This is a genomic window from Allobosea sp. P1_B10, from assembly GCF_056406735.1.
In genome coordinates, this window is the sequence record NZ_JBFTZP010000001.1 from 62,363 (window position 1) to 74,675 (window position 12,313).

General features: G+C 65.6%; 12 protein-coding genes. 3 read left to right on the forward strand and 9 right to left on the reverse strand.

Annotation, left to right across the window (positions count from 1 at the left end; translation table 11 throughout):
• Nucleotides 1-26: 26 nt before the first annotated feature.
• The 8 genes from AC1D2L_RS00335 to AC1D2L_RS00370 form a co-directional block, all read right to left on the reverse strand.
• On the reverse strand, nucleotides 27-2,276 hold the full coding sequence (locus tag AC1D2L_RS00335) for a Tm-1-like ATP-binding domain-containing protein (protein ID WP_476843828.1): 2,250 nt from the start codon (nucleotides 2,274-2,276) through the stop codon (nucleotides 27-29).
• Nucleotides 2,269-3,057 (reverse strand): ABC transporter ATP-binding protein, encoded by a 789-nt coding sequence (locus AC1D2L_RS00340; protein ID WP_476843829.1) that lies wholly within the window; start codon nucleotides 3,055-3,057, stop codon nucleotides 2,269-2,271. Before AC1D2L_RS00340 ends, AC1D2L_RS00335 begins: the two co-directional genes overlap by 8 nt.
• A complete protein-coding gene (locus AC1D2L_RS00345) occupies nucleotides 3,054-4,139 on the reverse strand; it encodes a branched-chain amino acid ABC transporter permease (RefSeq protein ID WP_476843830.1) in 1,086 nt (361 codons plus the stop codon). Before AC1D2L_RS00345 ends, AC1D2L_RS00340 begins: the two co-directional genes overlap by 4 nt.
• A gap of 2 nt (nucleotides 4,140-4,141) precedes the next feature.
• Nucleotides 4,142-5,152: a branched-chain amino acid ABC transporter permease gene (locus AC1D2L_RS00350; RefSeq protein ID WP_476843831.1), complete on the reverse strand. Its 1,011-nt coding sequence runs from the start codon at nucleotides 5,150-5,152 to the stop codon at nucleotides 4,142-4,144.
• Nucleotides 5,145-6,017: a helix-turn-helix transcriptional regulator gene (locus tag AC1D2L_RS00355; protein ID WP_476843832.1), complete on the reverse strand. Its 873-nt coding sequence runs from the start codon at nucleotides 6,015-6,017 to the stop codon at nucleotides 5,145-5,147. Before AC1D2L_RS00355 ends, AC1D2L_RS00350 begins: the two co-directional genes overlap by 8 nt.
• A 158-nt stretch (nucleotides 6,018-6,175) precedes the next feature.
• Nucleotides 6,176-7,426: an ABC transporter substrate-binding protein gene (locus AC1D2L_RS00360; RefSeq protein WP_476843833.1), complete on the reverse strand. Its 1,251-nt coding sequence runs from the start codon at nucleotides 7,424-7,426 to the stop codon at nucleotides 6,176-6,178.
• A gap of 270 nt (nucleotides 7,427-7,696) precedes the next feature.
• On the reverse strand, nucleotides 7,697-8,107 hold the full coding sequence (locus AC1D2L_RS00365; RefSeq protein WP_476843834.1) for a Bug family tripartite tricarboxylate transporter substrate binding protein: 411 nt from the start codon (nucleotides 8,105-8,107) through the stop codon (nucleotides 7,697-7,699).
• Nucleotides 8,104-8,628, reverse strand: a complete 525-nt coding sequence (locus AC1D2L_RS00370) for a Bug family tripartite tricarboxylate transporter substrate binding protein (protein WP_476843835.1) — start codon at nucleotides 8,626-8,628, stop codon at nucleotides 8,104-8,106. The genes AC1D2L_RS00365 and AC1D2L_RS00370 overlap by 4 nt, the downstream gene beginning before the upstream one ends.
• A 153-nt stretch (nucleotides 8,629-8,781) precedes the next feature.
• Between AC1D2L_RS00370 and AC1D2L_RS00375 the strand changes: the two genes are divergently transcribed.
• Nucleotides 8,782-9,108, forward strand: a complete 327-nt coding sequence (locus AC1D2L_RS00375) for a hypothetical protein (protein ID WP_476843836.1) — start codon at nucleotides 8,782-8,784, stop codon at nucleotides 9,106-9,108.
• A gap of 56 nt (nucleotides 9,109-9,164) precedes the next feature.
• Here AC1D2L_RS00375 and AC1D2L_RS00380 read toward each other — a convergent pair whose 3' ends face one another.
• Nucleotides 9,165-9,641, reverse strand: coding sequence for a hypothetical protein (locus tag AC1D2L_RS00380; protein ID WP_476843837.1), 477 nt, complete (start codon nucleotides 9,639-9,641; stop codon nucleotides 9,165-9,167).
• Nucleotides 9,642-9,903: 262 nt separating this feature from the next.
• Between AC1D2L_RS00380 and AC1D2L_RS00385 the strand changes: the two genes are divergently transcribed.
• The gene (locus AC1D2L_RS00385) at nucleotides 9,904-10,515 is read left to right on the forward strand and encodes a helix-turn-helix domain-containing protein (RefSeq protein ID WP_476843838.1); all 612 of its coding nucleotides are present in this window, start codon (nucleotides 9,904-9,906) and stop codon (nucleotides 10,513-10,515) included.
• A gap of 160 nt (nucleotides 10,516-10,675) precedes the next feature.
• Entirely contained in the window at nucleotides 10,676-12,313 is a 1,638-nt protein-coding gene (gene ccoN, locus AC1D2L_RS00390) for a cytochrome-c oxidase, cbb3-type subunit I (RefSeq protein WP_476844638.1), read from the forward strand.

The following is a 12,313-nucleotide window of genomic DNA, read 5'->3' on the forward strand; positions in this document are numbered from 1 at the left end:
CAATGACGGCTGGTTCGATTGCATCGTCACGTCCGCCCTCCCGCGGCCCGCTCGCGCCGGCGGCCGGCGTGCAGCGACCTGAATTGCTGCACCAGCGCGGCCGCGAAGGCGGGGTCGTTGATGTGGAGCGGCAGGCGGACCAGCTGCCGGCTCGGGCTCGTCCGCACCGTCTGCTCCAGCGCCTGGAACAGCGCGGCATCGGCTGCCGGATCATGGAAGGGCTGCCCCTGCGCATCGAGCGCCGAGACGCCGTTCTCGGGGATCAGGAAGCGCACGGGGCCCTCCATCTGGTTCAGCTTCTCGCCGATCCAGCGGCCCATGCGCGCATTCTCGTCCGCAGTGGTGCGCATCAGCGTGATCTGCGGATTGTGACGGTAGAGTTTTCGGGCGCGGTAGCGCTCCGGCACCGTCTCGGGCGCGAAGAAGTTGACCATGTCCAGCGCGCCGACCGAGCCGACATAGGGGATGCGCGAGCGGATGATGGCGCCGAAGCGGTCCTCGGTCGCAGGCAGCAAGCCTCCCATCATGAGATCGCAGATTTCGGTGGTGGTGACGTCGATAACCGCGCCGACGAGCCCGGAATCGACCAGCTTCTCCATCGATTGCCCGCCCGTGCCGGTGGCGTGGAAGACGAGCGGCTCCCAGTCGGCAGCGAGCAGCTTGGCGACCTGCTGGACGCAAGGGGTGGTGACGCCGAACATCGTCAGGCCCACCAGCGGCTTGTCGGGCTCGGGCCGGCGTGGCCCGGTTTCGCGACGGAGGTCAGCCAGCCGCGCCCTGGCCATCGCGGACACCGCCCGCGCGCCATTGCCGAGCACCAGCCGCGAAACGCGGTTCAGCCCCTGCACATCGGTGACGGCGTGCATCATCGCGATGTCGCTGGCGCCGACATAGGCGCGCACATCGCCCGACGCCATGGTCGAGATCATCAGCTTCGGCAGGCCGATCGGCAGCGCCTGCATGGCCGGTGTGACCATGGCCGTCGCGCCCGAGCCGCCGGCGGAGATGATTCCGAGCACGCCCTCCTGGCGGGGGAGCCAGGCTGCGAAAGCCTCGGTCATCGCCGCAACCGCAGTGCCGCGGTCGCCCGAGGCGATGCCGGTCGAGCCGCGTGCCGAGGCGAGCGCGACCTGCTGGGGCGTTACATCGCCGCCCGCGCTGCGGCCGGAGGTCGAGAGGTCGACGAGCCGCGTCCGCAGGCCCTCGGCCTGGATGAGGTCGCGGATGTAGCGCAACTCCTCGCCCTTGGTGTCGAGCGTGCCGGCGACGACGACATAGGGCTCGCTGACGGCAGCGGCAGCGAGGGGCCGGAGCGCGCCCACCGGCTCGCCATTGCGTGTGGCGAGCGTCGGCCGCGAGATGGTGCGCGCCTGCGCCTCAATCCGCGAAGCGGGCACCGGTTGCGACCAGCGCGTCGGGATCACAGGATTGGCGTTGTAGATGCGGGTCGGGCCGGGCGATGCAGGCGATACTGTCGGGTGGGCGTCCGTCGCGCCGGCGGCAGCGTCCGGCGCGCCGTCGGTCTCGTCATGGCCGTGGCGCCCGACGCCAAGCAGGCGCTGCTGCAGTTCGCGGTCTCCGGCGAGCGTCGCCGAGGCGATGATGCGGTTGACGCGGCCATTGACCATGATCGCGACGGGGTCGGACATCTGCGTGGCGACGCCGATGTTCTGCTCGATCACGAGGATCGAGACATCGCCCTGCTCCGCCAACCGGACCAACATCTCCTCGACATGGGCGACGATGACCGGCGCCAGACCCTCGGTCGGCTCGTCCATCACCAGCAGGCGCGGATTGAGCAGCAGCGCGCGGCCGATGGCCAGCATCTGCTGCTCGCCGCCGGAGAGTTGCGCGCCGCCATTGTTGCGTCGCTCGGCGAGACGCGGAAAGACCTCGTAGACGCGCTCCGGCGTCCAGGCGCCGCGCTTGCCGCGCTGCATCAGCCGCAGATGCTCGTCGACGGTGAGCGAGCGCCAGAGCCGGCGCCCCTGCGGGACATAGCCGATGCCGAGGCGCGCGATCTCCGCGGGCGAGCGTCCCGCGATCTCTTCCCCGAAGAAGCGGATGGAGCCCGCGCTGATCGGCACCAGCCCCATAATCGCCTTGCACATGGTGGTCTTGCCCATGCCATTGCGGCCGACCACGGAGAGCACGCCGCTCTGCAAGGTGAGATCGACGCCCTGCACCGCATGCGAACGCCCATAGAAGACGTTGAGCCCGGCGATCTGCAGGACCGGCACGCCCGGAGCCGGGGGAGCCTTGAGCCGCTCAGCCATGAGCGCCTCCGAGGTAGAGTTCCTGGACTTCCGGGTCGGTCTCGATCTCCTCCGGGCGTCCTTCCTTGAAGATGCGCCCGTTGTGCATCATCGTCACGCTCTCGACGACGCGCAGCGCCACATCCATGTCGTGCTCGATGATGATGTAGCCGATGTGGGCCGGCAGCGAGGTCAGGATGTGGACGAGGTCGCGCCGCTCCGTCGGCGAGAGGCCCGCCGCCGGCTCGTCGAACAGGATGAAGCGCGGCGCGCCCGACAGCGCGAGCGCGATCTCGAGCTGGCGCTGCTGACCATAGGCGAGCTCGCCGACGAGCCGATCCTTCACCGCGGTCAGATGCACCGCATCGACGAGCCGCTCGGCCGCGTGGATCAGCGCATCGTCCCGGCGCGGCCGCAGCAGCGAAAAACGGTTCCGGGAGACGCCCCGGCAGGCCAGGTAGACATTGTCGAGGACCGACAATCCCGCAAACAGCGAGGAGATCTGATAGGTGCGTCGCAGGCCGCGCCGGATGCGCTCCTGCGGCGGGAAAGCGGTCACGTCCTCGCCAAAGAAGCGGATGATGCCCGCGCTCGGCGCGAAATCACCGGTGATGCAGTTGAACAAAGTCGTCTTGCCGGCGCCATTGGAGCCGAGCACGGCGCGGCGCTCGCCCGGCCTGACCGAGAGTGTCACGTCCGAAAGCGCAGCCAGCGCGCCGAACAACCGCGACACACCGCGCAGTTCCAGCGCATTGGCCGAGCCGGCCGAGGCCAGTCCCTCGCGTGCGGCGATGGCGCTCATGGTGCGCCTCCCCCGACTCGCATCCCGGCGTCGCGGTTGTCCGTGTTGCGACGATAGCGCTCACGCAGGCGCTGCCAGATGCCGATCAGCCCGTCGGGCGAGAACAGCACGATGATCAGGAAGCCCATCCCGATCACCAGCTGGTAGCGCTTGCCGTCGAGCCCGACGCCTTCGAGCATGTCGAGCGAGAACGTCCGCAGCAGCACATAAACCAGCGCGCCGATGAAGGGGCCGATGGGCCGGCTCAGGCCGCCGACGACCGCAATGATCAGCATGTCGACGACCGGGCCGACGCCGGCCGTGCCCGGCGAGATCTGGCGCTGGTACCAGACCAGCAGCACGCCGGCGCAGGCGGCGATGAAGGAGGCGAAGGTGTAGGCCGCAATGCGATGGGCGACGACGTCGAAGCCGAGCGCCGCCATCCGGCGCGGATTGTCGCGCGTGCCCTGCAAGGCGAGGCCAAACGGGGCGCGCGAGACGTAGATGACGGCGCCGTAGGCCAGCACCGTGCAGGCCAGCGTCAGATAGTAGAACGGCAGGTTCTCGCCCCAGTCGACGCCGAGAAAGACCGGAGGCTTGACCCCGTTGAAGCCGCTGAAGCCGTTGAAGACGGTGTAGTTCTGCAGCGTAAGGTAATAGAAGGCCGAGGCGATCGCGAGCGTGATCATGATGGTGTAGATGCCCTCGGTCCGCACCGAGAGCGCGCCGCTCAGCGTACCGAACAGCGTCGCGACCAGGATCGCGATTGGCGCCACCATCCACCAGGGCCAGTGCAGGCTGATCTGCGTGATCGCGCTGTCCCCGAGGATCGCGACGAGATAGCCGGCGCAGCCCGCGACCGTCATCTGCACAAGGCTGACGATGCCGCCATAGCCCGCGAGGAACATCAGGCTCAGCGCGACGAGGCCGAGGATCATCGCATAGGCGATGATCTGGATGAGCCAGAAGGGGCTGGCGATCGCCGGCATCACCAGAAGCAGCACGCCGACGACCCAGAAGGCCGTGCCGCGACGGCCGAGCCAGCTCGAAAAGCTCTCCCGGGGACCTGCGCGCTGCTCGAGGTTGAGATCGGCGATGGCCATGGTCAGCGCCTCGCCGCCAGGCCCTGGGGCCGTACCGCCAGCACCGCGACCATGATGATGAAGGTCAGCATCACGGCGTAGGTCGGCATGTAGACGGAGCCGAACTGCTCGGCGAGGCCGACGATCAGCGCGCCGATCGCGGCGCCGGGGATCGAGCCCATCCCGCCGACGATGACGACCACCAGCGAGGAGAGCAGGATCTTGGTGTCTTCGCCCGGTTGCAGCGACTGGAAGGTGCCGCCGACGACACCCGCCAGCCCCGCGAGCCCTGCCCCGAAGGCAAAGATCATCACGAAGACGAGTTGCACCCGAACGCCCGTCGCCGAGAGCATGTCGCGGTCATCGACACCGGCGCGCACCAGCATGCCGACCCGCGTGCGGTTGAGGGCAAGCCACATCAGGACGCCGAGGATGATCGCGCCGATCAGGATGGCGATGCGCACGAAGGGGTACATCATCATCACCGCCTCGCCATTGCTGCGCAGCGCGACGACAAATGGCAGTTCGACAGGCCCGGAGAGCCAGGTAGGTGTCGTCACCTGGAAGGTGTCGCCGCCATAGTTCCAGAGCAGCAGGTCTGCGAAGATGATCGAGAGCCCGATCGTCACCAGCGTCTGGCGCAGATCCTGGCCCTCCATCCAACGGAAGAGCAGCACCTGCATCAGCACGCCGACGATGCCGACGACGATAAAGGCAGCAAGCAGCGCCATCAGCCAGGAGCCTGTCAGTTCGCCGACGCTGAAGCCGAGATAGCCGCCGAAGAGATACAGCGAGCCATGCGCCAGATTGACGTTGCGCATCAGGCCGAAGATCAGCGTGAAGCCGCTGGCGACGAGGAAATAGAGCGCGCCGAGCGTGATGCCGTTGAACAGGGCGCTCAAGAAGACGCGCTTGCGGCCCAGCACCGCCTCGACGCCCGGTGTCCAGACCGAGAAGACCAGGAAGGCCAGGATGCCGATCGCGATGACGATCAGCAACGACCAGACCGGGCGGCGGGCGATGAAGTCAGACATGGGCCGCCTGCATCGGGCTGGCCGCCAGCAGTGGCATCGGGCCGATCGTGCGCAGCACGCGCCGGTAGTCGCGAGGCGCCATGCCCATATGGGCCGTGAAGAAGCGGGTGAAGACGCTCTGGCAGGAGAAGCCCAGGCCGTTGCCGATCCGCGTCACCGGATCCTGCGAGAAGACCAGCCTGTCGAGCGCGGCGTCGAGCCGGACGGTGTTCGCGAAGACGGTCGGGGTCACGCCGACCTGCTGGCGGAAGAGCTTGAAGAAATGGGCTCGCGACAGCCCGGCCTCGCGGGCGACACGTTCGAGCGCGCCCTCGTAGCTCGGGTGTTCCTCCAGCAATCGGCAGGCCCGCAGCACGCGGCGGTCGAGTGCACCCTCCGGCGCGAGATGGGCGAACGATGAGGCCAATTCAGGTTCGATAGGCTCGCTCGAGGCTTGCGCCAGCGCCATCAGCACCGGCCCGAGATTGAGGTCCCGCCGAGAGGACAGCAGCATCTCGACGACCTTGTCGCGCCAGGCGGCGAGTTCGCGGGTAACGACGAGTTCGGATGACGGGAATACCATGCCGCCGGCCGGCGTCATCGACTGGGCCGCGAGCCATTCGGGCCTTAGGTAGACGACCAGGAACAGGCCGAAGGAGCCCGCGCTTTCCGGCTGGAAATTATGGGGTTCCCACGGGTTGATCGCGATGGCCATGAAGCGGTCGACGCGCGTCGAACGGCCGCCGACCGTCACGAGCCCTCGCGATCCCTCCAGGAAGAAGATCAGATGGGCCTCGCGATGGGCATGCAGCACCAGCGGGCGGTCGAGATCGTAGATCGAAACCCGACCGAAAGGACCGTGGCAGACCGCAACTGCGCGACTCATGGTTCCTCGCGTTGGACTGTCCGGGCGAGCGGGCCGCGCCTCATCAGGCAAGCTGCTCCCGATGTGTCCGCAGCGATGGCGGCGGACACCCGGTACCGGAACGTGAAGGGACGAAGGGGGCGCGCATGTCGCGGCTCCCCTTCGACAGAGTCAGGCGCCTATTTCTTGCATTCCGGGTTCGTGCGGGAGGGCAGCCCCACCGCCTTGAACGCCTCGGCAGAGAGCCCCATCGTCTTCGAGACGTCGGGAACGGTGCGGACGAACTTGTTCGTCAGCTCGCCGTTCGGCAGTTCCGCGACCTCTGTGATGAAGGTCGTCGCTATCGCCTGCCGGTCGTCGTCGAGCTTGATCTTCCCGTTGGGTGCGTCGAGTTCCACCTTGGCGAGTTCCGCCCGCAGCTTCGCGCCGCCATCCGAAAGGTCCGCATTCACCTTGGTCAGCCCTGTCGCGAGGGCGGTGAAGGCATTGTAGTAGTTCGTCGCGAAGAGCGACGGGCTGGCGAAGCGCTTGTCGGCCGGGAATGCGTCCTGATAGGCCTTCACCCAGGCCTTCCAGCGCGGATCGTCCCACGCATCCGCCACACCGCCCGAGGACGGCGTGCCGACGAGCAGGCGCTTGGCCGCGCCGCGAGACGAGAGCACGGTCTGGTCGACCATGATCGAGCCGCCGACGAACTTCGCCTTGCCGCCGGTCTGGCTGTACTGGTTCAGGAAGTTGACGGCGTCGCCGCCGCCGAGGCCGAGGAACACGGCGTCGACATCATCGGGAATGTTGGCGATAACCGAGCCGAAATCCTTAGTCCCGAGCGGCACCCACTGGCGCTGGGTGATCTCGCCACCAGCCTTGCAGTAACCCAGCGCGAAGCCGAAGACCTGCGTGTAGGGGAAGGAATAGTCCTCACCGATCACCGAGATCTTCTTGAAGCCCTTGTCCTTGAAGACGTATTCGCCGAGCCCCGCCATCCACATCGCGCCGTTGCTGTTGAAACGGAAGTAGTTTGGCGAGGGATTGACGTAGGTCGTCTCGAGCGCACCCGAGGAACCATCGATGATCGTGACGTTCGGCACGGTCTTGGAGTAATCGCGGATCGCGATGCCCTCCGAGCCCGAAAGCGGGCCGACGATGACCTGAACCTTGTCCTGTTCGACGAGTTTCCGCGCCGCCCTCAAGGCCGAATCCGGGCTCGCATCGGTCGTTGCGATGATCAACTCGACCTCGCGACCCGCGATTTTATTCCCCATCTGCTTGAGCGCGACCTGGACGCCGCGCACGCCATCCTCGCCACCGGACGTCAATGCGCCCGACAGCGTCGCCATCATGCCGACCTTGAGTTTTTCCTGAGCTCCCGCGACTGACGAGGCCGCAACGAGACCACCGACCGCGACGGCGGTCAAAAGCACCTTTCGCATCGTATTCCTCCCTACGTGTCTGGCCACGCCGAAGGATTCAACGGCGACGCCGATGGCGGCTTTTGGATCCGCTCTAAGGGGAAGGTAGCACACAGCGCCCTGCTGCCAAGCTCGCGGACATTGCGCTGGGTCTGCTTTTTGGCTGCAACGGCTGCTCGCACAGAGACACTTGATCACTTGGCGCGCCAGGCATCTCAGCTAACCGCTTCATCGGGGCCGCAATACTTTGCGACCTTCCTACGGTCGCCAAGCGGCCCGGCGCGGCCTCGATCAGTTGGGCTGCAGGCCGATGCTGCGGACGAGTTGCGCCCATCGGGGCGTCTCTGTCGCGATGACCTCGGCAAAGCCGGCCGGCGTGCTCGCCGTGATGCCCAGATACATGCCTTCGAAACGCCTCCGAACCTCCGGCTCGGCGAGCGTCTCGATCGTCGCCTTGTGCAGCTTGTCGACGATTTCGCTCTGCGTCCCCGCGGGAGCGAGTAACCCCCACCAGACCGTCATCTCGAAGCCGGGAAACCCCGCCTCGGCCAGGGTCGGCACCTCCGCCAGCAGCCGGAACCGCTTCCCCGAGGTCACGGCGAGCGTGACGAGATCACCAGAGCGCACGTAAGGCATCGTGCTGGTCGGCACGGCGAAACTCGTGCTGACCTGGTTGCTCAACAGGTCCTGCAGGATATTCATTCCACCCCGGTACGGGACGTGGGCGATATCCACGCTGGCCATACCCGCAGCATCTCCGTCGCCAGATGCTGCGTCGTGCCTGTCCCGGCCGATGAAACGGTCAGTTTCCCAGGATGCGAGCACACGAAGTCGATGAAATCGGCAACGTTCCCGATGCCGATCTTCCGGCTCGCCACGAGAACATTCGGATGCTCATAGAGGATCGATATCGGCTGGAAATCCGTCGCCATATCGACGGGCGTCGACTTGTAGAGCGCTGCACTGACGAGACTGCTCGAACTGGTGAACAGGAGCGTATGCCCATCAGGCTCCGACTGCGCGACGCGCTGCGCGGCGAGATTGCCGGCGGCTCCCGTGACGTTTTCGATGATGATCGGCTGGCCAAGCTTCGGGGACAGTCTCTCCGTAAACGTGCGGAGAGCGACGTCCGGCGCGATGCCGGGCCCGAACCCCAGGATGATGTGAAGGGGGCGATCGGAGGCCCCTGCTCCGACGACCCAGCCGATGGCGTGCTCCGGCACGTCCCATCGGCCGGCTGATGCTGCGGCCGCGATGTAATTATGCTGCGGCGCAGTAGTGCCGGACGGTAATATCGAATTGCCACGGCCCTGACGCTGTGACAGTTGGCGGAGGTTGCGGGCGAGCCGTTTCGCCTGCCGTTATGGAAACGCCTGATGCCTATCCGCCTACTGATTATCACCGCCGCACTATCTTCCATGCTTGCCGGTGCCGCTCTCGCGGCGAACCGGAAGGTCGACGTCATCAACAAGACCGGCGGCACCATGACCAGTTTCTTCGCCTCGTCGTCGGGCACGGATAACTGGGAAGAAGACATGCTGGACAACGACACGCTCGACAACGGCGAGACCCTCGAGGCGGACATCGACGATGGCACCTCGGCCTGCATCTATGATTTCAAGGCGGTGTTCTCGGACGGCAGCTCCGTGATCAAGAAGAAGGTGAATGTCTGCGAAATCGGCAAGTTCACGTTCCTACCCTGAACAACCGCAGGAAGTCCGCCGGTTGCGATCGGCGGACTTTCCGTCGCGGTCTGCCCTCAAGCTCCCGAGCAGGACCCAGTCCGTCGGCTCGCCCGACCGCGCAACAGCACACGATCGAGGGAAAATCCGCGCCGTTCAAGCTCCCCCACATCCTGCTGGGCAGTCGCCGAACGCTGCATGTCGAGCGCGATCGAGGGCAATCCCAGTTCGCGGGCGAGATCATCGGCAAATCGCAGCAGGGCCTGAAGCAGGACAGTCCCGGGGAGACGCAGCGCCGCGAGTTCGGTGACCTGCAAGACGGTATCGCAGCCCAGCAACTGGGCCACCCGGAAGCTGAACAGGCCATGGGTACAGCCCCGGCCGTCGCGCAGCGCGACGATGCCGCGATCCCGCCGCGGCGCCTTGACGAGCGGCCGGGCGAACTGCTTCCAGTCACCGAGCGTGACATCGGGATGCGAAAGCATGATCAGGCCATAGACACCCTGGATCTCAGGCGGCGTGACCCGGACCGCCTCGTATATGTCCTCGTTCACCGGCGGCCCTCGCAATGCGGCGATACCGTGCTTCGGCTGCGCGTATTGACGCATTGATGCAGGTCAATCGCTCTTCTAAGCTTGTCAGTGAGCTCAAAAGCTGATTGCCAGACATGAATAATATTCCAGCCGGAATTTGAGGTATTCGATCGTGGATTGCCACCCAGCGGCCTGTCGGTCCGACGGCCAGCCGACGAATGGCTGCCTGGATTGCAAGGTTCGCCTGTCCAGCGTCTGTGCCTCGCTCTCCGACGACGAGCTCATGCTGCTCGATGCCATGGCGCAAGAGACGACGTTTGCTCCTAAGCAGAGCATGTTCGGCCAGGGGCAGCCGGCGCATTCGGTCTACAACATCACCGCCGGCGTGGTGCGGCTCTACAACGTGTTGAGGGACGGGCGACGGCAGATCGTCGGATTTGCCCTGCCCGGTGATTTTCTTGGCCTCGCAATGCGCGACGCCTTCGGATTCTCCGCCGATGCGATCGATACCGTCACGGCCTGCGCGTTCTCGCGCCCCGCCTATGCGGCGCTCGTCGACGCCAAGCCGCACCTGCTGCGCCGCCTGCACCAGTTCTCGACCCACGAGCTGACGCTGGCGCAGGACCAGATGATGCTGCTCGGCCGCCGGACGGCGGAGGAAAGGCTGATCTGCTTCCTGCTGACGATGCAGGAGCGCTGGGGCAAGATCGGCAAGCCATCGGTCACCGTGCCCCTGCCGATGAGCCGCCAGGACATCGCCGATTTCCTCGGCCTGACGATCGAGACGGTGAGTCGGACCTTCACCAAGCTCGCCAAGGACAAGACGATCCTCATCGTTCCCGATGGCGTAAGGCTGGTGAACACGGGCCGGATGGCGCATATCGCCGCTGCCTGAACTCGTGTTTCCGGCCGTTTGGCGCGGGCAGCACGGCATTTGATTTGGATCAAGGCCCGCCCGGTTAGGGACGCCTAAGCCTCCGTTCGAACGGCGCATGCCATGCGCTGCCAACGAACAGGGGCTGCGCATGTCGGCGACAGGCTATCCGATCAGGCAGATGACAACCGGCGAAATGGCCGGCTTGCTGATAGCGGCTGGCGCGGCGATACCGTTCCTGCTGATCGCCGCGATGACCGAGCACTCCGGCTACGCGTTCCATGCGGTGCTCGCCATGCTCGCGAGCATCGCCACGGTTTTCCTGATCGGCAACCGTTGCTTCAAGCCCGGCATCGTGCCCGCGCCGCAGGAGCGCGACGGCAAGCCCAACTACAACATGGAGCCAGTCAAGGTCGCCACCATCGCCGCGATGGTCTGGGGCATCGCCGGCTTCAGCGTCGGCCTGATCATCGCACTGCAACTGGCTTTCCCGGGCCTGAACTTCGACCTGCCCTGGACCAATTTCGGCCGATTGCGGCCGCTGCACACCTCTGCGGTGATCTTCGCCTTCGGCGGCAACGTGCTGATCGCGACTTCCTTCTACGTGGTGCAGCGCACCTCGCGGGCGCGGCTGGCAGGCGATCTCGCGCCCTGGTTCGTGGTGCTGGGCTACAACTTCTTCATCGTGCTGGCGGGCACCGGCTATCTGCTGGGGATCACCCAGGGCAAGGAATACGCCGAGCCGGAATGGTATGCCGATCTCTGGCTGACGATCGTCTGGGTGACCTATCTGCTGGTCTTCCTGATGACGCTCGCCAAGCGCAAGGAGCCGCATATCTATGTGGCGAACTGGTTCTATCTCGGCTTCATCGTCACCATCGCCGTGCTGCATCTCGGCAACAACCTGGCGCTGCCGGTCTCTGTGTTCTCGCCGAAATCCTACGTGGTCTGGTCGGGCGTGCAGGATGCGATGTTCCAGTGGTGGTACGGCCACAACGCGGTCGGCTTCTTCCTCACCGCCGGCTTCCTCGCGATCATGTATTACTTCGTGCCCAAGCGCGCGAACCGGCCGGTCTACAGCTATCGGCTCTCAATCATCCACTTCTGGGCGCTGATCTTCCTCTATATCTGGGCCGGCCCGCATCATCTGCACTACACCGCCCTGCCCGACTGGGCGCAGACACTGGGCATGACCTTCTCGATCATGCTCTGGATGCCCTCCTGGGGCGGCATGATCAACGGCCTGATGACGCTCTCGGGCGCCTGGGACAAGCTGCGCACCGACCCTGTGCTGCGCATCATGGTGGTCTCGCTCGCCTTCTACGGCATGTCGACCTTCGAGGGTCCGCTGATGTCGATCAAGGCGGTCAACTCGCTGTCGCACTATACCGACTGGACCATCGGCCACGTCCATTCTGGCGCGCTCGGCTGGGTCGCCTACATCTCCTTCGGCGCGATCTACTGCCTCGTGCCCTGGCTCTGGAACCGCCGTGAGCTCTATTCGCTCAAGCTGGTCAACTGGCACTTCTGGATCTCGACGCTCGGCATCGTCTTCTACATCACTGCAATGTGGGTCTCGGGCATCCTACAGGGCCTGATGTGGCGCGCGTATACCTCGCTCGGCTTCCTCGAATACTCCTTCATCGAGACCGTCGAGGCGATGCACCCCTTCTACGTGATCAGGGCGCTGGGTGGCGCGCTCTTCCTGATCGGCGCGCTGATCATGGCGTTCAATCTCTGGATGACGGTGCGGACCGAGGAGGCCGACGTACCGGCCTCCGACGCCACGCTGCAGCCGCAGCTCGTTCCCGCGCAGTAA

Excerpts from the sequence above, each read along its gene's own strand:
- AC1D2L_RS00365 (WP_476843834.1), bottom strand. The coding sequence starts at position 8,107 with ATGAATATCCTGCAGGACCTGTTGAGCAACCAGGTCAGCACGAGTTTC.
- ccoN (WP_476844638.1), top strand. The coding sequence starts at position 10,676 with ATGACAACCGGCGAAATGGCCGGCTTGCTGATAGCGGCTGGCGCGGCG.
- AC1D2L_RS00355 (WP_476843832.1), bottom strand. The coding sequence starts at position 6,017 with ATGAGTCGCGCAGTTGCGGTCTGCCACGGTCCTTTCGGTCGGGTTTCG.
- AC1D2L_RS00340 (WP_476843829.1), bottom strand. The coding sequence starts at position 3,057 with ATGAGCGCCATCGCCGCACGCGAGGGACTGGCCTCGGCCGGCTCGGCC.
- AC1D2L_RS00385 (WP_476843838.1), top strand. The coding sequence starts at position 9,904 with ATGCTGCTCGATGCCATGGCGCAAGAGACGACGTTTGCTCCTAAGCAG.
- AC1D2L_RS00350 (WP_476843831.1), bottom strand. The coding sequence starts at position 5,152 with ATGTCTGACTTCATCGCCCGCCGCCCGGTCTGGTCGTTGCTGATCGTC.
- AC1D2L_RS00345 (WP_476843830.1), bottom strand. The coding sequence starts at position 4,139 with ATGGCCATCGCCGATCTCAACCTCGAGCAGCGCGCAGGTCCCCGGGAG.
- AC1D2L_RS00335 (WP_476843828.1), bottom strand. The coding sequence starts at position 2,276 with ATGGCTGAGCGGCTCAAGGCTCCCCCGGCTCCGGGCGTGCCGGTCCTG.
- AC1D2L_RS00375 (WP_476843836.1), top strand. The coding sequence starts at position 8,782 with ATGCCTATCCGCCTACTGATTATCACCGCCGCACTATCTTCCATGCTT.
- AC1D2L_RS00360 (WP_476843833.1), bottom strand. The coding sequence starts at position 7,426 with ATGCGAAAGGTGCTTTTGACCGCCGTCGCGGTCGGTGGTCTCGTTGCG.